Raw genomic sequence first — 26,971 nt, 5'->3', positions numbered from 1 at the left:
TTAGGGTTTTCTCAAAACCCAAAGATGTTTGAACTGAAGAGTTTGATCATGGCTCAGATTGAACGCTGGCGGCAGGCCTAACACATGCAAGTCGAGCGGCAGCACGGGTCTTGTACCTGGTGGCGAGCGGCGGACGGGTGAGTAATGCCTAGGAATCTGCCTGGTAGTGGGGGATAACGCTCGGAAACGGACGCTAATACCGCATACGTCCTACGGGAGAAAGCAGGGGACCTTCGGGCCTTGCGCTATCAGATGAGCCTAGGTCGGATTAGCTAGTTGGTGAGGTAATGGCTCACCAAGGCGACGATCCGTAACTGGTCTGAGAGGATGATCAGTCACACTGGAACTGAGACACGGTCCAGACTCCTACGGGAGGCAGCAGTGGGGAATATTGGACAATGGGCGAAAGCCTGATCCAGCCATGCCGCGTGTGTGAAGAAGGTCTTCGGATTGTAAAGCACTTTAAGTTGGGAGGAAGGGCAGTTACCTAATACGTAATTGTTTTGACGTTACCGACAGAATAAGCACCGGCTAACTCTGTGCCAGCAGCCGCGGTAATACAGAGGGTGCAAGCGTTAATCGGAATTACTGGGCGTAAAGCGCGCGTAGGTGGTTCGTTAAGTTGGATGTGAAATCCCCGGGCTCAACCTGGGAACTGCATTCAAAACTGTCGAGCTAGAGTATGGTAGAGGGTGGTGGAATTTCCTGTGTAGCGGTGAAATGCGTAGATATAGGAAGGAACACCAGTGGCGAAGGCGACCACCTGGACTGATACTGACACTGAGGTGCGAAAGCGTGGGGAGCAAACAGGATTAGATACCCTGGTAGTCCACGCCGTAAACGATGTCAACTAGCCGTTGGGAGCCTTGAGCTCTTAGTGGCGCAGCTAACGCATTAAGTTGACCGCCTGGGGAGTACGGCCGCAAGGTTAAAACTCAAATGAATTGACGGGGGCCCGCACAAGCGGTGGAGCATGTGGTTTAATTCGAAGCAACGCGAAGAACCTTACCAGGCCTTGACATCCAATGAACTTTCCAGAGATGGATTGGTGCCTTCGGGAACATTGAGACAGGTGCTGCATGGCTGTCGTCAGCTCGTGTCGTGAGATGTTGGGTTAAGTCCCGTAACGAGCGCAACCCTTGTCCTTAGTTACCAGCACGTTATGGTGGGCACTCTAAGGAGACTGCCGGTGACAAACCGGAGGAAGGTGGGGATGACGTCAAGTCATCATGGCCCTTACGGCCTGGGCTACACACGTGCTACAATGGTCGGTACAGAGGGTTGCCAAGCCGCGAGGTGGAGCTAATCCCACAAAACCGATCGTAGTCCGGATCGCAGTCTGCAACTCGACTGCGTGAAGTCGGAATCGCTAGTAATCGCGAATCAGAATGTCGCGGTGAATACGTTCCCGGGCCTTGTACACACCGCCCGTCACACCATGGGAGTGGGTTGCACCAGAAGTAGCTAGTCTAACCTTCGGGAGGACGGTTACCACGGTGTGATTCATGACTGGGGTGAAGTCGTAACAAGGTAGCCGTAGGGGAACCTGCGGCTGGATCACCTCCTTAATCGACGACCGCAGCGGCTCCATGAGCTCCCACACGAATTGCTTGATTCATTGAAGAAGACGATTGGGTCTGTAGCTCAGTTGGTTAGAGCGCACCCCTGATAAGGGTGAGGTCGGCAGTTCGAATCTGCCCAGACCCACCAATTTCATGGTGTCCCCTGTAGCGATACGGGGCCATAGCTCAGCTGGGAGAGCGCCTGCCTTGCACGCAGGAGGTCAGCGGTTCGATCCCGCTTGGCTCCACCATTACAGATTGGTACCAACGTTTAAAGCTTAGAAATGAGCATTCCACCGTACGGTGCCTGAATGTTGATTTCTAGTCTTTTGATTAGATCGTTCTTTAAAAATTTGGGTATGTGATAGAAAGATAGACTGGACGTTACTTTCACTGGTAACGGCTCAGGCTAAGGTAAAATTTGTGAGTTCTCTTAGTTGAGAAATTCGAATTTTCGGCGAATGTCGTCTTCACAGTATAACCAGATTGCTTGGGGTTATATGGTCAAGTGAAGAAGCGCATACGGTGGATGCCTTGGCAGTCAGAGGCGATGAAAGACGTGGTAGCCTGCGAAAAGCTTCGGGGAGTCGGCAAACAGACTGTGATCCGGAGATGTCTGAATGGGGGAACCCAGCCATCATAAGATGGTTATCTTGTACTGAATACATAGGTGCAAGAGGCGAACCAGGGGAACTGAAACATCTAAGTACCCTGAGGAAAAGAAATCAACCGAGATTCCCTTAGTAGTGGCGAGCGAACGGGGACTAGCCCTTAAGCTTCTTTGATTTTAGCGGAACGCTCTGGAAAGTGCGGCCATAGTGGGTGATAGCCCTGTACGCGAAAGGATCTTAGAAGTGAAATCGAGTAGGACGGAGCACGAGAAACTTTGTCTGAATATGGGGGGACCATCCTCCAAGGCTAAATACTACTGACTGACCGATAGTGAACTAGTACCGTGAGGGAAAGGCGAAAAGAACCCCGGAGAGGGGAGTGAAATAGATCCTGAAACCGTATGCGTACAAGCAGTGGGAGCCCACTTTGTTGGGTGACTGCGTACCTTTTGTATAATGGGTCAGCGACTTATTTTCAGTGGCGAGCTTAACCGAATAGGGGAGGCGTAGCGAAAGCGAGTCTTAATAGGGCGTCTAGTCGCTGGGAATAGACCCGAAACCGGGCGATCTATCCATGGGCAGGTTGAAGGTTAGGTAACACTGACTGGAGGACCGAACCGACTACCGTTGAAAAGTTAGCGGATGACCTGTGGATCGGAGTGAAAGGCTAATCAAGCTCGGAGATAGCTGGTTCTCCTCGAAAGCTATTTAGGTAGCGCCTCATGTATCACTGTAGGGGGTAGAGCACTGTTTCGGCTAGGGGGTCATCCCGACTTACCAAACCGATGCAAACTCCGAATACCTACAAGTGCCGAGCATGGGAGACACACGGCGGGTGCTAACGTCCGTCGTGAAAAGGGAAACAACCCAGACCGTCAGCTAAGGTCCCAAAGTTATGGTTAAGTGGGAAACGATGTGGGAAGGCTTAGACAGCTAGGAGGTTGGCTTAGAAGCAGCCACCCTTTAAAGAAAGCGTAATAGCTCACTAGTCGAGTCGGCCTGCGCGGAAGATGTAACGGGGCTCAAACCATACACCGAAGCTACGGGTATCACGCAAGTGATGCGGTAGAGGAGCGTTCTGTAAGCCTGTGAAGGTGAGTTGAGAAGCTTGCTGGAGGTATCAGAAGTGCGAATGCTGACATGAGTAACGACAATGGGTGTGAAAAACACCCACGCCGAAAGACCAAGGTTTCCTGCGCAACGTTAATCGACGCAGGGTTAGTCGGTCCCTAAGGCGAGGCTGAAAAGCGTAGTCGATGGAAAACAGGTTAATATTCCTGTACTTCTGGTTATTGCGATGGAGGGACGGAGAAGGCTAGGCCAGCTTGGCGTTGGTTGTCCAAGTTTAAGGTGGTAGGCTGAGATCTTAGGTAAATCCGGGATCTTAAGGCCGAGAGCTGATGACGAGTTACCCTTTGGGTGACGAAGTGGTTGATGCCATGCTTCCAAGAAAAGCTTCTAAGCTTCAGGTAACCAGGAACCGTACCCCAAACCGACACAGGTGGTTGGGTAGAGAATACCAAGGCGCTTGAGAGAACTCGGGTGAAGGAACTAGGCAAAATGGCACCGTAACTTCGGGAGAAGGTGCGCCGGTGAGGGTGAAGCACTTGCTGCGTAAGCCCACGCCGGTCGAAGATACCAGGCCGCTGCGACTGTTTATTAAAAACACAGCACTCTGCAAACACGAAAGTGGACGTATAGGGTGTGACGCCTGCCCGGTGCCGGAAGGTTAATTGATGGGGTTAGCTAACGCGAAGCTCTTGATCGAAGCCCCGGTAAACGGCGGCCGTAACTATAACGGTCCTAAGGTAGCGAAATTCCTTGTCGGGTAAGTTCCGACCTGCACGAATGGCGTAACGATGGCGGCGCTGTCTCCACCCGAGACTCAGTGAAATTGAAATCGCTGTGAAGATGCAGTGTATCCGCGGCTAGACGGAAAGACCCCGTGAACCTTTACTATAGCTTTGCACTGGACTTTGAATTTGCTTGTGTAGGATAGGTGGGAGGCTTTGAAGCGTGGACGCCAGTCTGCGTGGAGCCATCCTTGAAATACCACCCTGGCAACTTTGAGGTTCTAACTCAGGTCCGTTATCCGGATCGAGGACAGTGTATGGTGGGTAGTTTGACTGGGGCGGTCTCCTCCTAAAGAGTAACGGAGGAGTACGAAGGTGCGCTCAGACCGGTCGGAAATCGGTCGTAGAGTATAAAGGCAAAAGCGCGCTTGACTGCGAGACAGACACGTCGAGCAGGTACGAAAGTAGGTCTTAGTGATCCGGTGGTTCTGTATGGAAGGGCCATCGCTCAACGGATAAAAGGTACTCCGGGGATAACAGGCTGATACCGCCCAAGAGTTCATATCGACGGCGGTGTTTGGCACCTCGATGTCGGCTCATCACATCCTGGGGCTGAAGCCGGTCCCAAGGGTATGGCTGTTCGCCATTTAAAGTGGTACGCGAGCTGGGTTTAGAACGTCGTGAGACAGTTCGGTCCCTATCTGCCGTGGACGTTTGAGATTTGAGAGGGGCTGCTCCTAGTACGAGAGGACCGGAGTGGACGAACCTCTGGTGTTCCGGTTGTCACGCCAGTGGCATTGCCGGGTAGCTATGTTCGGAAAAGATAACCGCTGAAAGCATCTAAGCGGGAAACTTGCCTCAAGATGAGATCTCACTGGGACCTTGAGTCCCCTGAAGGGCCGTCGAAGACTACGACGTTGATAGGCAGGGTGTGTAAGCGCTGTGAGGCGTTGAGCTAACCTGTACTAATTGCCCGTGAGGCTTGACCATATAACACCCAAGCAATTTGCTGATCCTGCTCTGGAAACGGAGAAAGGCGCCAGATTGCGGTGTGTGAAGACGAGATGAACCGAAAGTTCGAGTCAAAACCCACAAACTATCGCATACCCATTCGCTGGAACGTGACCGCAAGGCACGCACTGGCTACCGAATTTCTTGACGACCATAGAGCATTGGAACCACCTGATCCCATCCCGAACTCAGAAGTGAAACGATGCATCGCCGATGGTAGTGTGGGGTTTCCCCATGTGAGAGTAGGTCATCGTCAAGATTAAATTCCGAAACCCCTATCTGCTGACGCAGGTAGGGGTTTTGTTTTTATCTGTAATAAAACCGGCCGAAGCTCGTGGTAAATTTGCGCAGTTATTTTCGAGCTGGAGCACTAGAATAGCCCCACCTTAGTTGAGCCAGAGCGCTATATGCCCGATCCGTCAGACATCGATAGGTTGTCAGATCTACCCTTGGACGGTCTGGTGGCGTGTCATGAATGCGACTTGTTGATGCGCAAGCCACAGCTGGCCCACGGCGAAAAAGCCGAATGCCCCCGCTGTGGATACGAACTTTATGCCCACCGACATAACGTGGTCGAACGTAGCCTCGCCCTGGTAGTTGCCGCTTTGCTGTTGTTTGTGCCGGCGAACTTTTTACCCATCATGCAGCTCAATCTGCTCGGACAGTCGTCCCAGGACACCGTCTGGAGTGGCGTGGTCGGGCTGTTCAATACCGGTATGCACGGTGTATCGGTGGTGGTGTTCCTGTGCAGCATGGGGATTCCGCTGCTCAAGTTGCTCTGTCAGCTGATTGTGCTGCTGACCATTCGCTGGAACGTCGGGCGAAGTTACGGCTTGTTGTTGTACCGCACTTACCATCACTTAAGGGATTGGGGGATGCTCGAGGTCTATTTCATGGGCGTGCTGGTTGCCATCGTCAAACTTGCCGACATGGCGGCTATTACCGTGGGCCTGGGCCTGGTGTGTTTTGTCAGCTTGTTGCTGGTTCAGGTCTGGCTGGAAGTGGTGATGTCACCGCATCAGATCTGGCAGGCGCTGTCAGGAGAGGATTCTCATGCGGGCGATTGATGCGGGCATTCTGATCTGCGTCGAATGTCACGAGTTGAATCGGCAGGATGCAGGCGCTGACAAACAGACCTGCTCCCGTTGTGGCGCACGCATCCATCCCCGTCGTCCGAACAGCCTCATGCGGACCTGGGCATTATTGATCACGGCCGCGATTCTCTATATTCCGGCCAATATGCTGCCGATCATGACCATCAATTCGCTGGGCCAGGGATCGCCCAGCACCATAATGGCCGGCGTCATCGAGCTGGTTCAGCACGGCATGATCCCTATTGCCGCGGTGGTGTTTGTTGCCAGTATCGTCGTGCCCACTTTCAAGCTGGTGGGGCTCGCCTTGTTGTTGTTTTCGGTGCAACGGCACCAGCCAATGTCCGCGCGTCAGCGCATCCTCATGTATCGCTTCATTGAGTTCATCGGCCGCTGGTCGATGCTGGACATTTTCGTAATCGCAATTCTGGTGGCGGTGGTCAATTTCGGGCGGCTTGCCAGTGTTGAAGCCGGTCTCGGTGCCATCGCCTTTGCCAGCGTAGTGATTTTGACAATGATTGCCGCAGTTACCTTCGATCCCCGACTGATTTGGGATAACACGGAGTCGGATGACGACCATGACTGATTTGCCTACTGCTAAAACCCGACCGGCTTCGAACTGGTCGGCCATCTGGGTCTTGCCGTTGATTGCCTTGATCATTGGCGGTTGGCTCGGCTGGCGGGCTTATAACGAGACCGGGATCGAGATCAGCGTACGTTTTGAAAGCGGTGAGGGCATTCAGGTCAACAAGACCGAGATCGTCTATAAAGGCATGACGGTGGGCAAGGTAAAGGACCTTACGCTTGATGACGAGGGTAGCTCGAAAGGCGTTATCGCGACCGTCGAAATGAACAAGGACGTCGAGCAATACCTCAAGACCGGCACACGTTTCTGGCTGGTCAAGCCGAGTGTGAGCCTGGCCGGGATCACCGGACTGGAGACGCTGGTATCAGGCAATTACGTGGCCATAAGCCCGGGGGAAGGCGAGTCGACACGCAAGTTCAAGGCCTTGGCCGAAGAGCCGCCGCTATCGGACGCCAAACCAGGTTTGCACCTGACGATCAAGGCTGAGCGCCTGGGTTCCCTGGACCGTGGCAGCCCGGTTTTCTACAAACAGATTCAAGTTGGCCAAGTGAAAAGTTATTCCCTGTCCGAAGATCAGCGCACAGTCGAGGTCAAGGTCTTCATCGAGCCGACCTACGCCAGCCTGGTTCGCAAACACACACGATTCTGGAACGCCAGCGGCATCAGCATCGATGCCAACCTATCGGGCGTCAAAGTACGCAGTGAATCACTGGCCAGTATCGTGGCCGGCGGTATCGCGTTCGCCACGCCGGAAAACCGCAAGGACAGCCCGCCCACGGACCCAAGCCTGCCGTTTCGTCTGTACGAAGACTTCGATGCAGCCGCCGCCGGGATCCGGGTAAAGGTCAAGCTCAGCGATTTCGAAGGGTTACAGGCGGGGCGCACGCCGGTCATGTACAAAGGTATCCAGGTTGGTAGCCTGAAGACGTTGAAGGTCGACCCCGACTTGTCCAGCGCCAGCGCCGAGCTGACCCTTGATCCTTTGGCCGAGGACTACCTGGTGACCGGCACTCAGTTCTGGGTCGTCAAGCCATCGATTTCCCTCGCGGGTATCACCGGCCTCGAAGCGCTGGTCAAGGGTAACTACATCGCCGTGCGCCCGGGCGACAAGGGCGCGGCGCCGCAGCGCGAATTCGAAGCCAGGGCGAAGGCTCCGCCATTGGACCTGCGTTCCCCTGGCCTGCACCTGGTGCTGCTGACTGAGAATCTGGGATCGCTGGAAGTCGGCAGTCCGATTCTCTACAAGCAGGTCAAGGTCGGCTCGGTGCAGAGCTACCAATTCTCCCGCAAGAAAAAACAGTTGATCATCGGTGTGCACATCGAGAAGGAATACGAAGGGCTGGTGAACGGTTCGACGCGATTCTGGAACGCCAGCGGCGTCACCCTCACGGGCGGTCTGACTGGCGGAATACAGGTCAAGAGCGAGTCCCTGCAGAGCCTGATGGCCGGCGGGATCGCCTTCGAGACGCCGGAGCCGAATGTACCGTTGAAAAGACGCATCCCTCGGTTTCGCCTGCATGAAGACCGCGAAGCGGCACAGCAGAACGGCACGGTCGTGACGATCAAGGTCGATCGCGCCGACGGCTTGCGCAGCGGTACGCCGATCCGTTTCAAGGGGCTGGATGTGGGCAAGATCGAGAACGTCGATCTCAGCGCCGACATGCAGTCGGTGCTGGTCACCGCGCGTATCACCGAAGTGCCGGAGCGTATCGCCCGCGTCGGGACCCAGTTCTGGGTGGTCAAGCCAGAGCTGGGGTTGATGAAGACGTCGAACCTGGAAACCCTGGTGACCGGTCAATACATTGAAGTGCAGCCCGCTGTGAAAAGCCAGGGTCCACAGAAAAGCTTTGTTGCGTTGGCCGAACCACCCGAAAGCGCGGTTCCGGAGGCTGGTTTGAGCCTGGTATTGAGTGCGGCGCGCCGTGGTTCGTTGAAGATTGGCGTGCCGGTGACCTATCGCGAGGTGACGGTGGGTAAAGTCACGGGATATGAATTGGGCCAGACGGCGGACCGGGTGCTGGTCCATATCCTGATCGAGCCCAAGTATGCGCCGTTGGTGCGCAGTGGTACTCGCTTCTGGAACAGCAGCGGTTTTGGCCTGGACTTCGGCCTGTTCAAGGGCGCGACGGTGCGGACCGAGTCGTTGGAGACACTGATCCAGGGCGGTATCGCTTTTGCGACACCGGACGGCGAGCGGATGGGCAACCCGGCGCGACCGCAGCAGACGTTCCCGCTGTTCGACAAGTTTGAAGATGAGTGGCTGACCTGGGCGCCGAAGATCGCGCTCGGCAAGTGAGCTTATAGGATGTGACACCTGTGGCGAGGGAGCTTGCTCCCGCTGGGCCGGTCCGACGCTTCGGGCGTAGCGGCCCCAAAGCCTGCGACCGCTGCGCAGTCGAGCGGGAGCAAGCTCCCTCGCCACGGAGTATGCGATAACAAAAAAGGCCGCGATCCAATGGATCGCGGCCTTTTTCATACCCGGCTATTCACCTCAGACCGGATCCAGCTCCGGCTCATCGGCCTGGACGTTCACCGTGGCTTTCACCGCATCGTGACGACGTATGTACTTCCAGTCCGCCTCGTCGATGTAGATGCCGTTCGGGCCGCTGCCGCCTTCCAGGTCGATGGCGACACTGGCGCAGACCTGCGGCTTCACACTGGCGAGGATCGGCACGAAGCCCAGTTGCAAGCTGGTTTCCAGCAGCGCTGCCTGGTTCTTTTCGTCGATGTCCGCCGCTTCGTCCAGGTAGTACGGCAGGCGCACGCGACCAGCCTGTTCGCGGTCCATCAGGTGCAGCAACAAGTACATGTTGGTCAGCGCCTTGATGGTCATGGTGGTGCCGTTGGACGCCGCGCCGTCGATGTCGGTGTGGATCACCGGCTGGCCGTTGACCTTGGTGATCTCGAACGCCAGTTCGAACAGGTCCTTGAGGCCGAGCTGGTTGTGGTTTGCCGCCACCAGCCGCGCCAGGTATTCCTTGGCTTCTTCGTTCTTGTTGTCCTGCTCGGCGCTCTGGCTCAGGTCGAACACCGACAGCGTCTCGCCTTCCTCGTACTGGCCGGCGCTGTGGATGATCTGGTCGATGTGCTTGAGCGCTTCCTTGTTCGGCGCCAGGACGATGCGGAAGCTTTGCAGGTTGGACACCTGGCGCTTGTTGATCTCGCGGTTGAACAGCGCCAACTGGTGTTCGAGGCTGTCGTAGTCGCTGCGGATGTTGCGCAAGGTCCGGGCGATGTCGGTGACGGCCGCACGACGCGCCTTGCCCAGGGTCAGGGCTTCATCGGTGCGGTGGGCATAGGCGTTGATCAGCAGTTGCAGACGGCGCTCCATGTCGTCTTCGCTGTCGAACTTGGCCACGCCCTTGAGGCGCACCTGGGCGTACAGCGCTTCGATCTGGCCATCGACCCGTAACAGGCCCTGCCAACTGTCCTGATAATCGTTGAGCAGCGGTAACAGGTTGTCCATGGAGTCGTCGACCGGGTCCATGAACGGCGTGCCGAATGGCAGGTCCGCCGGCAGCAACTGGCGACGGCGCAGGGCATCGTCGAGGGTGCGTTGCTTGGCTTCCATGTCGGCGATCTGCCGGCCCACCAGTTGCAACTTGGCGGACAATTGCTGGACCCGCTCGGTGAAGGCATCGCTGGAGCGCTTGAGTTCGTCCTGGGCGGCTTCCATCTGCGCCAGTTGCTCGAGTTTCTCGCCTTCCTCGGCGCTCAAGGTCTGGGTGCGGCGGAAGTCTTCCAGGGCTTTCTGTGCATCCAGGACCTGCTGGTACAGCGCTTCGGTCTGGGTCTTGCTCGCGGCACGGTCGGCGGCCACGGCTTGTTGGGTCTTGAGCTGCTTGAGCTCTTTTTCCAGACGCTCTTTCTGATCGCGCAGCGCGGCGCGGTCGGCAAGCGCTTGCAGGGCCGGCGGTTCGATGTGGGACAGGTCGATGGACAGGCCGGGCACTTCGAAGCGCTCGCCCCTGAAGCCGTCGAGAATCAGCTCCATGGATTTGACCCACTCGCCATTCTCGTCCAGCGCGATCCCGTGTTCGCCCAGCGGCAGGCTGAACAAAGCGCTGTTGAACAGGCGCATCAGGCGCTCGACGTCCTGCTGGGAGAACTCTTCGCGCAGGCGGGCGTAGCTGTTGTTGTCGGCGTGATCGAGTTGCTGCTTGACCGACTTCAGGCGTTTTTCCAGATCCCGCAGGCGCTCTTCCAGGTCTTCGGCGCTGAACTGCCGGGACTGAGCCAGAGCGCCGGCCAGTTCGTCGTGGGCGTCTTTGGCGGCGAGAAGCTGCTGCTCCAGGACCTTGACGTCGTCCACCAGGGCAAAGCGATGCTTGAGCACCGACAGTTCGCCGAGCCAGCGCTGGATGCCGCTGATTTCACGCTCCAGGCGCATCAGCTCCTGGGTGCCGCCGCGCTGGTCGTTCTGCAGCGAATCCTGCTCGTTGCGGTAGTGCTCGGCCTGGATGGTCAGCTCTTCCTTGCGCGCACTCGCATAGTCCGACCAGGTGCCCAGCAGCGAGTCGAGCAATGGCGACAGGCGATGCAGTTTGCCGCGCAGGATATCGCGCTGCTTCACGCCGTTGGCCAAGGCTTCCACCAACGGGCCGGCCGCCACCAGGGAGTTGTAGTCCTGTTCCATGCGTCGCACGTCGCGGAAGGCTTCTTCGCACGCGGCTATGTAGTCCACGCTGCCGGAGCGCAGGCTGTGCTCGAAGGCATCGAGGAACAGTTGCTTGAGCTTGGCGGCGGTGATTTCGCGCATGTGCAGCAGGTTGATGAACAACGCGCGGAAGGTCTTGAGGCTTTGCTCGCTGGTGGAGCGCAGCGGGATCAGCGTCAGGTCCAGGGGGATCGAGGTGTGTCCGCCGACCAGCAGACGACGCAGTTCATCCGGCTTGAGTTCGTAGGCCTTCAGGCCTTCGCGCTCCAGGTTGGTGAACAGCTCTTTCTGGCGCAGGCAGGTGTCATCTTTCTGATAGTGGGCCAGGTCCAGTTTGCCGGCGTAGGCAAAGAACTGATGGCCGAAACCGCCGCCAGGGCCGCGACCGACCACGCCAATCACGTGCGGGCCGTGGGGCAGGGCAACTTCCACGAGGATGTAGCTGGTGTCCGAGGCGAAGTAGAAACGCCGGGATTGCTCCAGGCTGTACTTGCCAAAGCTCATGTCCGACATGCGCGCCAGGATCGGGAACTGCAGGGCGTTGATCGAGGCGGATTTACCCAGGTTGTTCGCGCCGTAAACCGATAACGGTTCTTCCAGCGGGAACAGGCCGAGGCTATAGCCGGCGGTGTTCAAAAGGGCAAAGCGGCGGATGCCGTAGCGTTCCTTGCTCATGCGTCGGTCTCCTGTTCTTCGGCAATGGCACGGGCCAGTGCGTCTTCTTCACTTTCACCGTCGAATTCACTGAGGTCCAGCGGGTCATCGGTCTGCAGCAGTTTTTCGTCGCTGTCTTCGTCGATCAGTACCGGCGCCGGCAACGGCAGCACGCTGTGCAGGCTGGCGGCCAGGTCGCGGTCCTGCTGGACCGACAGGCAGACGTCGAGAAAACGATGCATCGGTGGCAGGAAGCGGTACACGCCGTTTTCTTCGCTGGCAAAACCCAGCTGGGTCATGCGGCGCATGATTTTTTCTTCCAGCTCTTCCTGGGTCTGTACTTCGGCCTGGATGAACAGGTCGCGGTATTTTTCCAGCAACGACGGCAACTCATCGCGGCCGAGGCTGCCACCGTCGAGCACGGCGATCGGGTCGCGACCCTGATCGGCCAGGTGTTCGACGAGGATGAAGGTGAACAGGGCCAGGCGCTGGGCGGTCTTGTTCACCGCGGCGGCGGCCAGGTCGGGTACGAAGTAATAGAAGCCGCGGGTATCGCACACCAGTTCGAAGCCCAGGGCCTTGAACAGCGTGCGGTACTGGTCCTGGAAGTTCGACAGTTGCGCGTAAAGCTCCGGGTCGCGGCGGCTGACGTGGTAACCCTTGAACAGCTCGCGAAAGATCGGCGCCAGCTGGGACAGTTCGGATAGATCAAGATGCATGGGGGATGCTCGCAGAATCCTCGGCGGCGGTGTCGCCGGCCGAGAGCAGGGCGAAGGAGCGCAGGCTGACCTGATGCTCGTGGGTGTGATAATCGCGGCGTTCCAGACGCTCGCGCTTGAATCGTTTTTCCCGCGACAGGCGCGAGAACCAGTACAGCAATTCGTCGGTGGCGCCGTCCGGTTCCTGCTCCAGCAGCCAGCTCATCAGGTCCGGCATCGGCAGGGCGTCTTCGCAACGCTCGACCATCTCGCGTACGGTGCGCGGCGCCCGTGGTGCCTCACCGCCCTTGTGGGTCTTGTGGGACTTGGGAAAGCGCGCCGGTTTGGGCTCGAAACGGGCCAGGGCATAGACATAGGCTTCGACCTGGCTGGCACTGCCCAAAAACGTACTTTGCGGCCGGGTGAACAGCGGCATGGCGGCTTGCGGCACGGCATCGATGCCCTTGCGGCGAATGGCCGCCAGGGCCAGCGCCGCGCCACGGGTCACGGCGTTATGCCGGCGGGCCTCTTCACGCAGCGGCAGGAGCAGTTCCCGGGCGTGGCGCAGGGTCAATTGGGCGCTGGTCTGCATTTCGAGGATGCGTGCGTGGGTACGCAGCAGCATGTCGTCGTCGACGAGGTGGCCGAGGCGCTGTTGTTCGGTGAGCATGCGCAACAGCACGTTCTCGACCTTGCGCACGCCTTGCTCGAAGGCGCCGTCGGCGTTCACCAGCTGGATCATCGGTTCGACGTATTCGTCCCAGGTCGCCAGTACTTCGGCGTAGCGCTGGCGCAGCGGAATTTGTCGATCGCTGGTCTTGGCCCGTTCGGCCACGGCCACCAGTGCCTGCTCATCGTTGGCGAGCTTCTTCAGGACGTCGCGCACGCGCATGTCCAGCAAGCGCAACTGGCGGGCCAGGTCGTTGCCGTCGCGCACCTCGAAAGCGTCCTGGATGTAACCGGCCAGGCGCTCGAGGTGGCGCAGGTAGGCTTCGATTTCCAGGCACAGGCCCAGGCGGTGTTCGCGGCGAAGGTAGGCGAGGAAGTCGTGGATCTGGGCGTTGAGCTCGAAACGGTTGGGGCTTTTCGCCACCGGCACGAGGATGTCCAGGCGGATCCATACGTCCAGCAGGTGGGTAATGTCCTGGGGCGTGCTGTCCAGTTGTTGGGCGGCCAGTTGTGAACGCAGTTCGTTGAGGCTCAGGGTGCCCTGGTCGAAGTGCTCGCACAAAGGTTCCAGCAATGCCCAGTGTTCAGCAAGGGCGCGCAAGACGCGCTTGGGTTCGATCATCGCAATGGCCGTCGGGTTGGCAATTAAAAGCGGCGATTGTACTGCATCGCGCCGGTTGCTATTCACCCCCGAGACGGACTGTCGTCGCGTATCGCTCAACTATCGGCTCAACAGGGAAGCGATCCGCGCCGAAGGGCGGTAGAATCCTCCCTACTTTCAGTTATCCACAAGTGGCCGACCCTTGCTTATCGAGTCCCGCCGCCGCGCCTATCTGACCGCCATGCAGGTGGTCAACTGGCTGCCGCGTACCGAATTGCCATTTGCCGCCCCGTCGCGGCCCGAGCTGCTGGAAGCGCCTGAGCCGATGGAGGTCGCGCCGCCCCAGGCCGCGCCCGTCGCCAAGACCGTTGCCGAACCGTTGGCGCCCGCTGTCGAACGGCCGAAAGTCGAAGTCCCGCGTCCGAGCCTGGCCTCGACCCGGACCAACGCCAAACCGGTGGAAGAGGTCGACGAAGCGCCGGCCCCGGTGAAGGTTGCACAGGTGCCGCCGCCACGTTTCGCCCTGCAACTGCTGCGAGCCGGGCGTTGCCTGCTGCTGGTGGAGTTACCCACCGGCGAACCCTTCCAGAGCCGCGATCCAGCCTATTTGCTGCTCAAGGACATGCTGCGTGCCGCCGGCCTGCCGGACAGCCCGCAAATCATCGGCGAGCCGGTGCGCTGGCCATTGTTGTCGCGCGGCACGATGGACCAGGGGCCGGAGGCGGCGCGGGATTTTGTCCAGGGATTTGTTTCGGCGCGTCTGGAAGATGAACCGTGCGTGTGTCTGTGGCTGATCGGCCTGCCGGCAGTGAGGTTCGCCGGCGAGGCGGATGCCGAAGCGTTCAACCGTGAATTGCAGGTCGAAGGCCTGGGCTCGGCGTGGGCGTTGCCTGGACTGGAATCGTTAATGGAAACGCCACGGCACAAGGCTGACGTCTGGCAAGCCATGCGCCGGCTGATGGCGCGCTGGAAAGAATCGAATGAGTGACGCTGTATCGTTCCGCCCGATGACCGAGGCGGACCTCGACGCTGTACTGAAGATCGAATACGCGGCCTACAGCCATCCCTGGACCCGCGGGATATTTCTCGACGGGCTGGGCAAATACCAGATCTGGCTGATGTTCGAAGGCCAGCAGCAAGTCGGCCATGGCGTGGTGCAGATCATCCTCGATGAAGCGCACCTGCTCAATATCACCGTCAAGCCGGAAAATCAGGGGCGCGGCCTGGGTTTGCGGCTCTTGGAACACTTGATGTCGATTGCCTACAAGGCGGAGGCACGCGAATGCTTCCTGGAAGTGCGCGACAGCAATCGCACGGCGTTCCGGTTGTATGAGCGTTACGGTTTCAACGAGATTGGCCGGCGGCGGGATTACTACCCGGCGGTGGGCGGGCGTGAAGATGCGGTGGTCATGGCCTGTACCTTGGTGGACTGAACTGCCACGACCCATGTGGGAGCGAGCTTGCTCGCGAAGACGGCGGTACATTCCACATATATGCAAACTGATCCGCCGCCATCGCGAGCAAGCTCGCTCCCACAGGGGACTGGCGGCGTACATCAAATCCTGGCCAGACACAGAACCCATGTGGGAGCGAGCCTGCTCGCGAAGACGGCAGTACATTCAGCATCAATGCAAGCTGACCCAGCGCTTTCGCGAGCAGGCTCGCTCCCACAAGGGACTGGCGAGTTTGTTCAGCGCTTGCCATCCAACGGGTCGATATCAGCCATTTCCGCTTCGTCCAGGCCGTCGCCGCCGCCGATATCATTTTCATCCACGACGCTCAGGTCCCAATCGGCCTGTTCACCTTCACCGGCCTCCAGGGCGTCCCTGGCGCCATCATCACGGATCAGGGTCTCGGGGCTCAGATCATCGTCGGTCGGCTGACGGTCATCCATCGAGGCCCCCGTCATGCCTGCTTCACGCACACGTTCGTCCGGTATCAGTTGTTCGCGTTCGTTTTCGGGCAGCTCGTCGCCGATCCTGGCCTCGTATTCATCGTCATCGAATTCCAGCTCACGCATCGAGCCCATGCGGTCTTCGTTGTCGTCGATGGGTTCCGGTTGCACCGCATCGTAGGGACGTCGTGAATCATTCATGGCAATTCCTCATACTGTGGGCCTTACTATGAGTCGACCGGCTGCGGTGCCAGGAATTCCAACGCGCTGCCGACGTGACCTCGACCGGCGGTCGTCTGTCACAGTTGCGCACTCTCTATCGAGGCTGGACAGCATGAATGAATTACAAGATCTGATTGATAACAACGCGCGCTGGGCCGATGCGATCAAGCAGGAGGATCCTGACTTCTTCGCCAAGCTGGCTCGTCAGCAAACCCCCGAATACCTGTGGATCGGCTGCTCCGACGCGCGAGTGCCGGCCAACGAAATCGTCGGCATGTTGCCAGGTGATCTGTTTGTGCACCGTAACGTGGCCAACGTGGTGTTGCACACCGACCTGAACTGCCTTTCGGTGATCCAGTACGCGGTGGACGTGCTCAAGGTCAAGCACATCCTGGTCACCGGCCATTACGGCTGCGGCGGCGTGCGTGCCTCGATGCAGGACCGCCAGCTCGGCCTGATCGACGGCTGGCTGCGCTCGATTCGCGACTTGTACTACGAGCACCGCGAAGCGTTGGCCAAATTGCCGACCGAAGAGGAACGGGTCGACCGCCTGTGTGAACTCAACGTGATCCAGCAGGTGGCGAACGTCGGTCACACCAGCATCGTCCAGAATGCCTGGCACCGCGGGCAGAAACTGTCCATTCATGGTTGCATCTATGGGATCAAGGACGGGCGCTGGAAAAGCCTGGACACCACGATCAGCGGTTTCGAGCAGTTGCCACCGCAGTATCGCTTGCGTCCTGTAGACGCGCCCTGAGCGTAGACGTCAGTGATCAGCATCGTCGCTGATTGACGGCAGCGGCGCTTTCCCGCGTCAGCCAAGGCTCACGCGGGAAGGCTCCGTCAGGTTCAGACTGATTCAGCTGGCAGCGGCATAGGCACCTTCAATTGCTGAAGTTGCGACTTGATCGCCGGCGCCGCGCATTTTGTCGCCGCTTCGGCCGGCGTCAGTTTGCGAATCGAGGTATAGAACAACTCGCAGGTCTTCTCTTTCTGGGTAACCTGCCAGGTCTGCGTGCATTGGCTCAGTTGCTGGGTCGGATCGGTATCGGGCTTGCTGCCCATCCCGGCTTGCCAGCATGCGGCGCTCAGGTCCTGTCCCATGACTTTCAAGCCCGCGGCATCTGCCTTGGCCTGGTCACCGTCATAGCTTTCAGGGTCGGCGGCGTACCAGATATAGCTGGGGTGATTGGAGCCGAGTACCGGAACCTTGACGCCTTCTGTCGGTGTGATGGTCGCCAGGCCGAGCACATTCACGGTCGGGCCGTATTGGGTCTTGATCCAGTTCCGAACCGGAGCGCCGAAGGCCACCATCGGCAGTGCATTGCCGCTTGCGTTCTGGCTGACCTGCTTGACCATGGTGGTCTGGTAGTCGTTAAAATAATCGTAGACGCCTTCCAGTGCCTGGCCGGCGTTGGACGGGGCGGCGATCGGCGCGATGTCGATGATCGTCTGGTAGGCCGGCGTCTGGTCGGCGGCAATGCCATTGGCGGTCAGCAGCGTGGCCCAGCGGTCGGTAGTGGCCGATTCGAGGTAATCCTGGGCCTGGGTCAGCGAGTAATCCGGCGGGAAGTGCAGCAACTCGACGCTCTTGCGGTTTTCCAGGGCCATGCCCAAGGGCAGGAACAGGTACCAGTTGTAGGCCCACTTTTTGTCATTGTTGAGTTTCGTCGCGCCGTTGTACGCCAGGTCTCCGGCGTTGAGCAGCGCGGCCAGCGGTTGGCCGTAGCTTTTCGGCACCCCGCTGATGTTCGCGTAGACGATGTCGTTATCGCGTTTGACGCTGACCTTGGCCGCGCCGTAGCCGTCGCGCTGTACGCTTTGGGTCAGGTAATGCTCGACGGTCTGCTCCAGCGTCCAGTTGCGAAAACAGATGACGTTGCAGTTGTTAGGGTAGGCGAAGAGACGGGTGACACGTTCGGTACTGCCCAGTTGTACATCGATGTCGGCGGCATGGGCGGCGGCACTGAAGGCCAGGGCGGCGAGAGAGAATACGGCGAGTTTGGACATGCTCAGATCCTTTTCAGCGTGTGAGCCCTTTGAACAGGGTGTATCCATACTGAAACAGACGGAGCCGAAGAAGAAGTGGGCCGATGTAAATATCGGCCCTTTTTTATGGCTTTATGGCATCACGGGCGGCAAATAGGTCAGCGTGGTCCCCAGCGCCCAGAGCAGTACCAGCACCAGAGGGGTGTGCACCAGCAACTGTACAAACGAAAAACCGATCAGATCCCTGGCCTTCAGCCCCAGGACACCCAGCAGCGGCAGCATGTAGAACGGATTGATCAGGTTCGGCAGCGCCTCGGCGGCGTTATAGATCTGCACCGCCCAGCCCAGGTGATAGTTCAGGTCATTGGCCACCTGCATGACGTAGGGCGCTTCGATGATCCACTTGCCCCCGCCCGAGGGAATGAAGAAGCCCAGCACCGCCGAATAGACGCCCATCAACAAGGCGTAGGTGTCATGCGACGCGATCTGTACGAAAAAGGTCGAGATATGGTGGGCCAGCGTCTGCGCGTCGCTGCCCTTGACCGTGGTCAGCAGCGCGGCGATCGAACCGTACAGCGGAAACTGGATCAACACCCCGGTTGTGGTCGGCACCGCGCGGGCCACGGCGTCGAGGAAGCTGCGCGGGCGCCAGTGCAACAATGCGCCGAGCATGATGAACAGGAAGTTGTAGGTGTTCAGCCCGGAAATGGCACTGATCGCAGGCTTGGTCGAAAACTCGTGGAACAGCCAGCCGGCAGCCAGCAGCACCAGGGCGATGGTCAACAGCGGGCTGTGTTCCAGCCATTCTCCCGGACGGGTGCGAGGCTGCAATGCCGGCATGCTGAAGCTCGGATCGATCCCGCAGGCGGCGGCATCACGGGCGCTGTTGGGCCCTGGAGCGGTGGCGTAGGCGACGATCAGCGAAATCACGATCAGCGCCAGCAACATCACCCCGGACTGCCAGAGGAAAATGGTCTGGGTGAACGGAATGACGCCCGTGATGGACAGGATCGATGGCGGCAGGCTGGCCGGGTTGGCCTGCAGTTGCGCGGCCGACGAAGACAATCCCAGCGCCCACACCGCGCCCAGGCCCAGATAGGCGGCGGCACCGGCGGCGCGATAATCCATTTTCAAGTCGCTGCGCCGGGCGAGTGCCCGCACCAGCAGGCCGCCGAACACCAGCGACAGGCCCCAGTTGAGCAGCGATGCGACCATGGAAATCAAGGCCACCCAAGCTACCGCACTGCGGCCGTTTTTTGGAATCCGTGCCAGGCGATCGATCAGCTTGACGGCGGGCGGCGAACTGGCGACCACGTAACCGCCAATCACCACGAAGGCCATTTGCATCGTGAACGGAATCAGGCTCCAGAAGCCATCGCCAAACGCCATCGCCGCTGCCGTGGGCGTAGCGCCGATGAACTGCGTGGCGATTGCGACCACCAGCACCGCCAGCGCGGCGAAGACCCAGGAGTCGGGAAACCAGCGCTCGGCGAAACTGGAGCAGCGCAATGCGAAGCGGGCGGAGCGGCTGTCTTCAATGTCAGTGGTCACGGCAATCACCTCGGTTTTTATGGTTATGGGTATCTGGTGCGACGAAGCATCAGCGGTCGGACGCCAACGGTGGAACATTCCAATGACCGTGGGAGACGGACCGGCGTTCGAGCACCACTGGATTATTTTTCAGGCCGACCAGCGGCACTCTTCAGAAACAAATCGCCAAGCCGATGGCATGGGAACACAACAGATTCTCTGCCTGCCGGAGCATGCCCATGTTCAACACCCGCCTCAAGCAGGAGCTGCTGGCTCTTCGCCAAGAACTCTCGAGCATCATGCAAGTCAAGGAAAGCCTGGATCGAGAGATGCTGGCGCTGACCCTCGATGCCGAAGGACGGGTGCAATCGGTCAATCAGAACTTTCTCGATGAGATGCACTACAAGAGCCAAGACTTGATTGGCCGCGCTGTCGAGGACCTGGTGCCGGCCTACCTGAGGTCCAACGAATTCCAGATTCGTTTCAAGACCGCGCTGACCCGCGGTGAGCACTTCTCCGGTGCCGTTCGCCTGGTACGAGGCAACGGCGACGAGGCCTGGCTACGCTCGATCCTCCAGCCGGTACGGGATGCCAATGGGCGAATCCGCTATTTCTCGATGTACTCCAGTGACCTGACCCGCACCATCGAAAATTCCCGCGAGCATGAAAACCTGATCGGCGCCCTGGTGCGTTCGACAGCGGTGATCGAGTTCGACCTGGGCGGCCACGTCCTGACAGCGAACGATCGTTTTCTCAATGCCATGGGCTACAACCTTGCGCAGATCAAGGGCAAGCACCACCGCACGTTTTGCGAGCCCGAGGAGTACAACAGCGCGGCCTACCAGAACTTCTGGAAACGCCTGAACAACGGGGAGTTCGTCGCCGGCCGCTTCAAGCGCCTCGACAGCAATGGCCGTGAGGTGTGGCTGGAGGCTTCCTACAATCCGGTACTTGACGCCAACGAGCGCCTTTACAAAGTGGTCAAGTTCGCGACCAATATCACCGATCAGGTCAACCAGGAAAAAGCCGTCGCCGAAGCCGCCAGCATCGCCTACAGCACGTCATTGCAGACCGATAGCAGCGCCCAGCGCGGAACCACCGTCGTGACCCAGGCGGTGGACGTGATGCGTGACCTGGCCCGACACATGCAAACCGCCGGTCAAGGTATCGAGGCCCTGAACGAGCAATCCCTGGTCATCGGGACCATCGTCAAGACCATCAGCGGCATCGCCGAACAGACCAACCTGCTGGCGCTCAACGCGGCCATCGAGGCTGCTCGGGCCGGTGAGCAGGGACGCGGTTTCGCAGTGGTCGCCGATGAGGTCCGGCAACTGGCTTCGCGAACCAGCCAGGCGACCGACGAGATCATTGGCGTGGTCCGCCAGAACCAGGACATGGCCCGCAATGCCGTGGCGCTGATGACCGATGGCCAGCATCAGGCTGAACAGGGCCTGGCCCTGGCAGCCGAGGCGGGAACGGTCATCGTCGAGATCCAGGACGGGGCGAAAAAGGTGGTGGATGCGGTGAGCCAGTTCGCCAATCAGCTGTCGACTTGAGAACTTGCTGAGTGAGCCGCCTTCGCGAGCAGGTTCGCTCCCACGGTTGATCGGGGTTGTCACAGGTATCACGCAGATCCATTGTGGGAGCGAGCCTGCTCGCGAAGGCGTCAACCCATCCACCATCAAAGCAAGCGGGCCTCACCTGATCCCCGCGCGCTCAATCCCCCAGCGCCTCTCCCTCACGCCGCGGATCCGCCCCGCCAGCCAGTGAAGCCTTGCCTTGCGCATTGCGCACCCGAACGATGGCCTGGGTGCCGCTGGTCATGTCGATCTCGCTCACCGTGTGGCCCTGGTCTTTCAGCGCCTGGATCAGCGTCGGGCTGAACTGGCCCTGCTCCAGTTCGGTGGCGCCGTTGCGGCTGCCGAAGTTGGGCAGGTTGATGGCGGCTTGCGGGTCCAGGTTCCAGTCCAGCAGGCCGATCACCGACTTGGCGACGTATTCGATGATCTGCGATCCGCCCGGCGAACCAATTGCGGCGAGGAATTCGCCACTCTGGCGATCGAAGATCAGCGTTGGCGCCATGGACGATCGCGGACGTTTGCCGGGTTCGACGCGGTTGGCGACTTTCTGTCCGTTCTCTTCGGGTATGAACGAGAAATCGGTCATCTGGTTGTTGAGCATGAAGCCCTGCACCATCAAGTGCGAACCGAAGGCCGACTCCACCGTGGTGGTCATCGACACGGCGCCACCCTGGTCATCCACCGCCACCACTTGCGAGGTGGAAATGCGCAGGGGCGAGCGGTCCGGTGCGTAGGCCACCTGGATACCCGGCGGTGTGCCGGGCTTGGCAATACCCATGCTGCGTGGGCCGATCAGGTTCGCGCGACTGGCCAGATAAGCCGGATCGACCAGGCCCTTGAGCGGCACCGGGACAAAGTCCGCATCGGCGACATACTGGGCGCGGTCGGCGTAGGCCAGGCGTTCAGCCTCGGAAATCAGGTGCACCGCTTGCGGCGCCGGCTCGAGACCCGCGGGCTTGTCTGACGGTAGCGGTTTCAACGGCGCGAGGGCCGAGCGGCTGTCGCGATGTTCCAGGGCCTGCAATGTCCCGAGGATCTGCGCGACGGCGATCCCGCCGGACGACGGTGGCGCCATGCCACAGACTTGCCAGCGCTTGTAGTCGGTGCACAACGGCGCGCGTTCCCGGGCGGCGTAACCCTTGAGGTCGCTCAGCGAAAGGCTGCCGGGATTGCCATGGCCTTGCACCTTGGCGACGATCTCCGCAGCCACCGGCCCTTCATACAACGCGCTGGGACCTTCGTGGGCAATACGCGAAAGTACGCCGGCCAAGGCAGGATTTTTCAGCAGCGTGCCCACCGCTTTCGGGCTGCCATCGGCGTTGAGGAAATAGGCGGCCATCTCGGGCGAGCTGGGCAAGGCTGTATCGGCGGCGATCATCGAGTGCAGCCGGGGGGAAATCCTGAAGCCCTGTTCCGCCAGTTTGATGGCCGGCTCGAACAGCGTCGACCATTCCAGGCGACCGTGTTTGCGATGAGCCAGTTCCAGCGCGCGCAACACGCCAGGCGTGCCTACCGAACGGCCGCCAATCTGCGCGGCGGTGAACGGCATGGGTTTGCCGTCGGCCTGGATGAAGAGTTTTTCGCTGGCGCCGGCCGGTGCCGTTTCGCGACCGTCGTAGGTGCGCACCGCCTTGCCGTCCCACAGCACAATGAACGCGCCACCACCGATGCCGGAAGACTGCGGTTCCACCAGCGTCAGCACTGCCTGCATCGCAATCGCCGCGTCGATGGCCGAGCCTCCACGCCGGAGCATTTCCCGTCCGGCCTCGGCCGCCAGAGGATTGGCCGCAGCGGCCATGTGCCGGTCGGCGTGGCGAGTCTGCAGGTCGGTGCGGTAGCCGGAAGCGATTTCCGGAGCGGTGGGCAATTGCGGGGCAGTCGTGGAGGCGGGCGGCGTCTTACAGGCAACAAGTGTCAGGGCGACGGCCAGCAGCGAAACGGCTGACAGGCGATGAAGATTCGGTTTGAGGTCTGAAAGCACGTGTCGCTCCATCCATGGGCCAGGGATATTGAGGCCGACTGTAGCGATACGGGACGTGGGGCGCAAATCAGCAAGGGCGTGCTTCTTTCAATAAGCGCTTCTCTGCGTCGCTCCGATAGACACGTCAGGCATTCTGCGCCTGGAGAAAAATGGAAAACAGCTCGGACTGGGACTTGATCCCCAGTTTGCTGTACATGTGCTTCTTATGGACTTTCACGGTCTCGACAGAAATTTCCAGCTTGCGGGCGACTTCCTTGCTGGAGCAGCCACTGAGCATCAAGCGCCCGACATCCAATTCCCGCGCCGTCAATTGCGCGCCTTTGAGCTGCTGCACTGACGCTTCCAGCTGCACTCGCCAGTCGACTTGCGACGGTGCTGGCGCGAGGGCCACGACCTCATTGATTTCATAAGGCAGACGCTGGCGCAACAGGCCGAGTACCCAGGGCTGGATCAGTGACAGCAGCGCAATCTGCTCGCCACTGAAGCGCTGCTTGCTGCCCAACGACAGGCACAGCGTGCGGTCGCCTTCGAGCTGGCAATTGAACTGGATTTCATCGGATACCACGTTCAGCCGAAAGTAGCGTTGGTAATACTCGGTCAGCTCGAAATGTTCCGGTGCGACTTCCGAGAGGCGATACAGCCCGGTGCGCGACTGCTCGCGACAGGCGATGTAGAACGGATCGAGCAGATACAAACCGCGCAGGTAATCCTGGAACAACTGATCGGGGCTGCCGTCCGCGCCCGGGCACTCGGCGAACACTTGTGGGCGCTGGTCGGCACTGAAAAGCAGCGCCACCCAACTGTCAAAGGGCACGTACTGATCCAGCAGCCGTACCAGCTGCGTCCAGAAATTGGGCTTGTCCAAGGCGTCGATCAGTTGCCCGACCGAGCGGTGCCACGCGATGTCATCCAGCGAAAGTGTCATGCCTCTACCCCTATCGGGTTACCCCAGCGGCGTGATTTCCCGGCCGCGGGCTTGCTGCGCATACTGGCGCACAGACACCGAGCGGGCAATCTTTCTACCCGCCGATCAAGAACAAGGAATACCCATGAAAGTTGAACTTGCCCAGTTGGCGGGTCGTGATAACGCCACGGCCTACAACCTCGAACGCGCGCTCAAGGCGATTGTCGCGTGTGCCGCCGATACGCAGATGATCGTGTTCCCCGAAACCCACCTGATGGGTTTTCCGTCGCTTGAGACGGTGGCAGAAACCGCCGAACCGCTGGACGGACCGACCGTCAGCGCGGTGCTCGCTGCGGCTCGGGAACATGACGTTGCCGTGGTGATCGGCGTGGCCGAGAACGACCGCGGCCGCTTTTACAACACCACGCTGCTGGTCACGCCACAAGGCATTGCGCTGAGATATCGCAAGACACACCTGTGGGCGTCGGATCGCGGGGTGTTCGAGGCCGGCGACCGTTACGCCACGTGTGAATGGAAGGGTGTGCGGGTCGGCCTGCTGATTTGCTACGACATCGAATTCCCGGAAACCGCCCGGGCCCTGGCGCAACTGGGGACCGAACTGCTGATCGTCACCAACGGCAACATGGATCCCTACGGCCCGACCCACCGCACCGCGATCATGGCCCGCGCCCAGGAAAACCAGGCGTTTGCGCTGATGGTCAATCGGGTGGAGGAGGGCGACGGCGGGTTGGTGTTTGCAGGCGGCAGTGCGTTGGTGGACCCGCTGGGCAAATTGTTGTTCGAGGCCGGGCGGGAGGAAGGGCAGTTTGTGGTGGAGCTGGACCTGAACCAGCTGGCGGCGGCGCGGCATGATTATCGGTATCTGGATGATCAGCGCCTGAAGTTGCCGGGGGAAATTGTCGAGCATGCCTGTGGGTTGCGCGAGCTGCTGATTCCTGCGCGTTGATCCTGATCCTGTGTGGGTAGGGCTGACGCCTTCGCGGGCAGGCCCGCTCCCACACTGGATGTGTGAACGCCAGAGATCAACTGTGGGAGCGGGCCCGCGCGCGAAGAGGCCCTGGGCAGCAACATCTCTTTGCTGAAGAAAAACCAGAACAACAACGTAACACCCGAAAACTTGCGCCGAACTCGGCTCTGCCATAAATCCAATAATTCGGAGTAGTCGCTCATGGCTCGTTTACAACGCACCCTGTCATTGGGGTCGGTGGTGCTGTTCGGCATCGCTTATATGACACCGATCATTGTCCTCGGTACCTTCGGCATCCTCGCTCAATCCACCGCCGGCATGGTCCCCGCCGCTTATCTTGCGGCACTGGTGGCGATGTTTTTCACCGCGATGAGCTACGGCCGCATGGCCGCAGCGTTTCCCGTCGCCGGTTCGGCCTACAGCTACGTGCGCAAGGCGATCAGCCCGAAACTCGGGTTCATCGCCGGTTGGGGGGTGCTGCTCGATTATCTGTTCCTGCCCATGGCGATCTGGCTGATCGGCGCGGCCTACCTCCATTCCGCATTCCCGGCGGTGCCGCAGTGGATCTGGGTGCTGCTGTTCATCGGCATAACCAGTGCGATCAATATCGTCGGTCTGAAACTGGCCAACGGTATCAACGCGTTATTGATGCTGGTGCAGTTCCTGGTACTGATCGCCTTCGTTGCGCTGTGCTTCCATTACATCGGCGGTGATGCGAGCACACCGTTGTGGTCGGTCAAGCCGTTCTTCAACGGTGACATGCAGATGCCGCTGATCATGAGCGGTGCGGCCATTGCCTGTTATTCATTCCTCGGGTTCGACGCGGTCAGCACCTTGACCGAAGAAACCCGCGACCCACGCCGGACCATTCCGCGCGCGATCATGCTGATCACCCTGATTGGCGGATTGATCTTCGTCAGCGTGTCGTATTTCGTGCAGGTCGCGCATCCGTCCTTCCAGTTCGACAGCGTCGATGCGGCGGCCTATGAAATTGCCCGCAATATCGGTGGCGACCTGTTCGTGTCGATCTTCCTGATCGGCCTGATCGTTGGCCAGTTCGCGTCGGGTCTGTCGGCTCAGGCCAGCGGCTCGCGCCTGCTATTCGCCATGGGCCGTGACGGTGTGCTGCCAAAATCCTTCTTCGGTACCTTGCATGAGCGTTTCGGGACGCCGATCAACAGCATCCTGTTGTGCGCAGTGGTCGCGTTGCTGGCGCTGAAACTGGACGTCACCACCTCCACCTCGTTCATCAACTTCGGCGCGTTCCTGGCGTTCAGCCTGGTGAACCTGTCAGTGATCTTTCACTACTGGATCGGCGCAGAAAAGAAGGGCCCGCGTGAATTCGTATTGTTCCTGCTGTTCCCGTTCATAGGGCTGGCAGCGGATGTGTGGCTGATGGTCAGCCTCGATCACCTGGCAATCTATCTTGGCCTGAGTTGGCTGGCGATCGGCGTGGTGTACCTGGCGGTGCTGACGGGCGGCTTCCAGCGCCAGCCACCGGAGATGGATTTCCAGGAGACTGCATAACCGCACTGCAACCTGGAGGGATATACGAAGGAGGGGAGAAGGAGATACAGCCAGAAACAAGAAAGCCCGCACTAGGCGGGCTTCTTGTTGTTCAAAGGCATTCGAGAACATCTTTGAACAAGACTTGGTGGCTACACAGACATTTGAACTGGTATCGTAAGTTACTGCTTTGATTGGGTATTTATTTTTTGGTGTTTCTAAGGGATACACCAGGGGATACACGGCGCTGTCTGCTGGGGTGTTTTTGGCCCGTTTCACGCGGGCTGAAAAAAGCCGTCGAGGTTCATTGCTCCATCCCCGACGAACGGTTACGTCATCGTGATAAACCCGTCGCCGGTGCAAAGGTGTGATCGTCACCACCACTCCTTTGATGGATCAGTCCATAAGTGGCCCGATTGTCTCGTTCCTCACTTTTGAGGAGCC

17 protein-coding genes, 2 tRNA genes, 3 rRNA genes and 1 pseudogene are annotated in these 26,971 nt (G+C 59.4%); 15 read left to right on the top strand and 8 right to left on the bottom strand.

Annotation, left to right across the window (positions count from 1 at the left end):
• The first annotated feature begins 30 nt into the window (after window positions 1-30).
• The 8 genes from J3P86_RS22325 to J3P86_RS22290 all read left to right on the top strand — a co-directional run bounded on the left by J3P86_RS22325 (window position 31) and on the right by J3P86_RS22290 (window position 8,950).
• Window positions 31-1,568, top strand: a 16S ribosomal RNA gene (locus tag J3P86_RS22325).
• A gap of 65 nt (window positions 1,569-1,633) precedes the next feature.
• Window positions 1,634-1,710, top strand: a tRNA-Ile gene (locus J3P86_RS22320).
• Between the two features lie 27 nt (window positions 1,711-1,737).
• Window positions 1,738-1,813 (top strand) — tRNA-Ala (locus tag J3P86_RS22315).
• A 251-nt stretch (window positions 1,814-2,064) separates the two neighbouring features.
• A 23S ribosomal RNA gene (locus J3P86_RS22310) occupies window positions 2,065-4,956 on the top strand.
• Between the two features lie 164 nt (window positions 4,957-5,120).
• Window positions 5,121-5,236 (top strand): 5S ribosomal RNA (gene rrf / locus J3P86_RS22305).
• Together the 16S, 23S and 5S rRNA genes with 2 tRNA genes alongside form the textbook arrangement of a ribosomal RNA operon.
• A 148-nt stretch (window positions 5,237-5,384) precedes the next feature.
• Window positions 5,385-6,044 (top strand): paraquat-inducible protein A, encoded by a 660-nt coding sequence (locus J3P86_RS22300; RefSeq protein ID WP_434571812.1) that lies wholly within the window; start codon window positions 5,385-5,387, stop codon window positions 6,042-6,044.
• On the top strand, window positions 6,031-6,654 hold the full coding sequence (locus tag J3P86_RS22295; protein ID WP_434571814.1) for a paraquat-inducible protein A: 624 nt from the start codon (window positions 6,031-6,033) through the stop codon (window positions 6,652-6,654). Before J3P86_RS22300 ends, J3P86_RS22295 begins: the two co-directional genes overlap by 14 nt.
• The gene (locus J3P86_RS22290) at window positions 6,647-8,950 is read left to right on the top strand and encodes an MlaD family protein (RefSeq protein ID WP_434628291.1); all 2,304 of its coding nucleotides are present in this window, start codon (window positions 6,647-6,649) and stop codon (window positions 8,948-8,950) included. Before J3P86_RS22295 ends, J3P86_RS22290 begins: the two co-directional genes overlap by 8 nt.
• A gap of 195 nt (window positions 8,951-9,145) precedes the next feature.
• Here J3P86_RS22290 and mksF read toward each other — a convergent pair whose 3' ends face one another.
• The 3 genes from mksF to mksB are packed head-to-tail and all read right to left on the bottom strand — an operon-like array spanning window position 9,146 to window position 13,954.
• Entirely contained in the window at window positions 9,146-11,986 is a 2,841-nt protein-coding gene (gene mksF, locus J3P86_RS22285; RefSeq protein WP_434628294.1) for an Mks condensin complex protein MksF, read from the bottom strand.
• Window positions 11,983-12,684, bottom strand: coding sequence for an Mks condensin complex protein MksE (mksE, locus tag J3P86_RS22280; protein ID WP_434558641.1), 702 nt, complete (start codon window positions 12,682-12,684; stop codon window positions 11,983-11,985). The genes mksF and mksE overlap by 4 nt, the downstream gene beginning before the upstream one ends.
• On the bottom strand, window positions 12,674-13,954 hold the full coding sequence (gene mksB, locus J3P86_RS22275) for an Mks condensin complex protein MksB (RefSeq protein WP_305498806.1): 1,281 nt from the start codon (window positions 13,952-13,954) through the stop codon (window positions 12,674-12,676). Before mksB ends, mksE begins: the two co-directional genes overlap by 11 nt.
• Window positions 13,955-14,135: 181 nt before the next feature.
• Here mksB and J3P86_RS22270 point away from each other — a divergent pair, with 181 nt between their 5' ends.
• A complete protein-coding gene (locus J3P86_RS22270) occupies window positions 14,136-14,921 on the top strand; it encodes an energy transducer TonB (RefSeq protein WP_434628299.1) in 786 nt (261 codons plus the stop codon).
• Window positions 14,914-15,366: a ribosomal protein S18-alanine N-acetyltransferase gene (gene rimI, locus J3P86_RS22265; RefSeq protein ID WP_003205585.1), complete on the top strand. Its 453-nt coding sequence runs from the start codon at window positions 14,914-14,916 to the stop codon at window positions 15,364-15,366. Before J3P86_RS22270 ends, rimI begins: the two co-directional genes overlap by 8 nt.
• A 257-nt stretch (window positions 15,367-15,623) precedes the next feature.
• On the opposite strand, the gene J3P86_RS22260 is transcribed toward rimI, so the two are convergent.
• Entirely contained in the window at window positions 15,624-16,028 is a 405-nt protein-coding gene (locus J3P86_RS22260) for a serine kinase/phosphatase (RefSeq protein WP_434628302.1), read from the bottom strand.
• Between the two features lie 133 nt (window positions 16,029-16,161).
• On the opposite strand from J3P86_RS22260, the gene can reads away from it, so the two are divergent.
• Entirely contained in the window at window positions 16,162-16,806 is a 645-nt protein-coding gene (gene can, locus J3P86_RS22255; RefSeq protein ID WP_305498811.1) for a carbonate dehydratase, read from the top strand.
• Window positions 16,807-16,898: 92 nt separating this feature from the next.
• Here the strand turns inward: can and J3P86_RS22250 are convergent, their stop codons facing one another.
• The gene (locus J3P86_RS22250) at window positions 16,899-18,059 is read right to left on the bottom strand and encodes a hypothetical protein (protein ID WP_434628304.1); all 1,161 of its coding nucleotides are present in this window, start codon (window positions 18,057-18,059) and stop codon (window positions 16,899-16,901) included.
• Between the two features lie 111 nt (window positions 18,060-18,170).
• Entirely contained in the window at window positions 18,171-19,589 is a 1,419-nt protein-coding gene (locus tag J3P86_RS22245) for a short-chain fatty acid transporter (protein WP_434601839.1), read from the bottom strand.
• Between the two features lie 173 nt (window positions 19,590-19,762).
• On the opposite strand from J3P86_RS22245, the pseudogene J3P86_RS22240 reads away from it, so the two are divergent.
• Window positions 19,763-20,536 (top strand): annotated as a pseudogene (locus tag J3P86_RS22240) (PAS domain-containing protein); the annotation flags it as partial.
• A 156-nt stretch (window positions 20,537-20,692) separates the two neighbouring features.
• A complete protein-coding gene (locus J3P86_RS22235; RefSeq protein WP_434605209.1) occupies window positions 20,693-21,124 on the top strand; it encodes a methyl-accepting chemotaxis protein in 432 nt (143 codons plus the stop codon).
• Between the two features lie 160 nt (window positions 21,125-21,284).
• Here J3P86_RS22235 and ggt read toward each other — a convergent pair whose 3' ends face one another.
• Together ggt and J3P86_RS22225 are read right to left on the bottom strand one after the other, a co-directional pair.
• A complete protein-coding gene (ggt, locus tag J3P86_RS22230; RefSeq protein ID WP_434698888.1) occupies window positions 21,285-23,141 on the bottom strand; it encodes a gamma-glutamyltransferase in 1,857 nt (618 codons plus the stop codon).
• 112 nt (window positions 23,142-23,253) lie between these two features.
• A complete protein-coding gene (locus tag J3P86_RS22225) occupies window positions 23,254-24,054 on the bottom strand; it encodes a helix-turn-helix transcriptional regulator (protein WP_305498821.1) in 801 nt (266 codons plus the stop codon).
• 124 nt (window positions 24,055-24,178) lie between these two features.
• On the opposite strand from J3P86_RS22225, the gene J3P86_RS22220 reads away from it, so the two are divergent.
• A complete protein-coding gene (locus J3P86_RS22220; protein WP_434698886.1) occupies window positions 24,179-25,000 on the top strand; it encodes a carbon-nitrogen hydrolase family protein in 822 nt (273 codons plus the stop codon).
• 222 nt (window positions 25,001-25,222) lie between these two features.
• Window positions 25,223-26,548: an APC family permease gene (locus tag J3P86_RS22215; protein WP_434698885.1), complete on the top strand. Its 1,326-nt coding sequence runs from the start codon at window positions 25,223-25,225 to the stop codon at window positions 26,546-26,548.
• Window positions 26,549-26,971: the final 423 nt, after the last annotated feature.

Source organism: Pseudomonas sp. D1-1, assembly GCF_051132225.1.
Classification (GTDB): domain Bacteria; phylum Pseudomonadota; class Gammaproteobacteria; order Pseudomonadales; family Pseudomonadaceae; genus Aquipseudomonas.
This window is presented reverse-complemented; position numbering and strand designations above follow the sequence as displayed.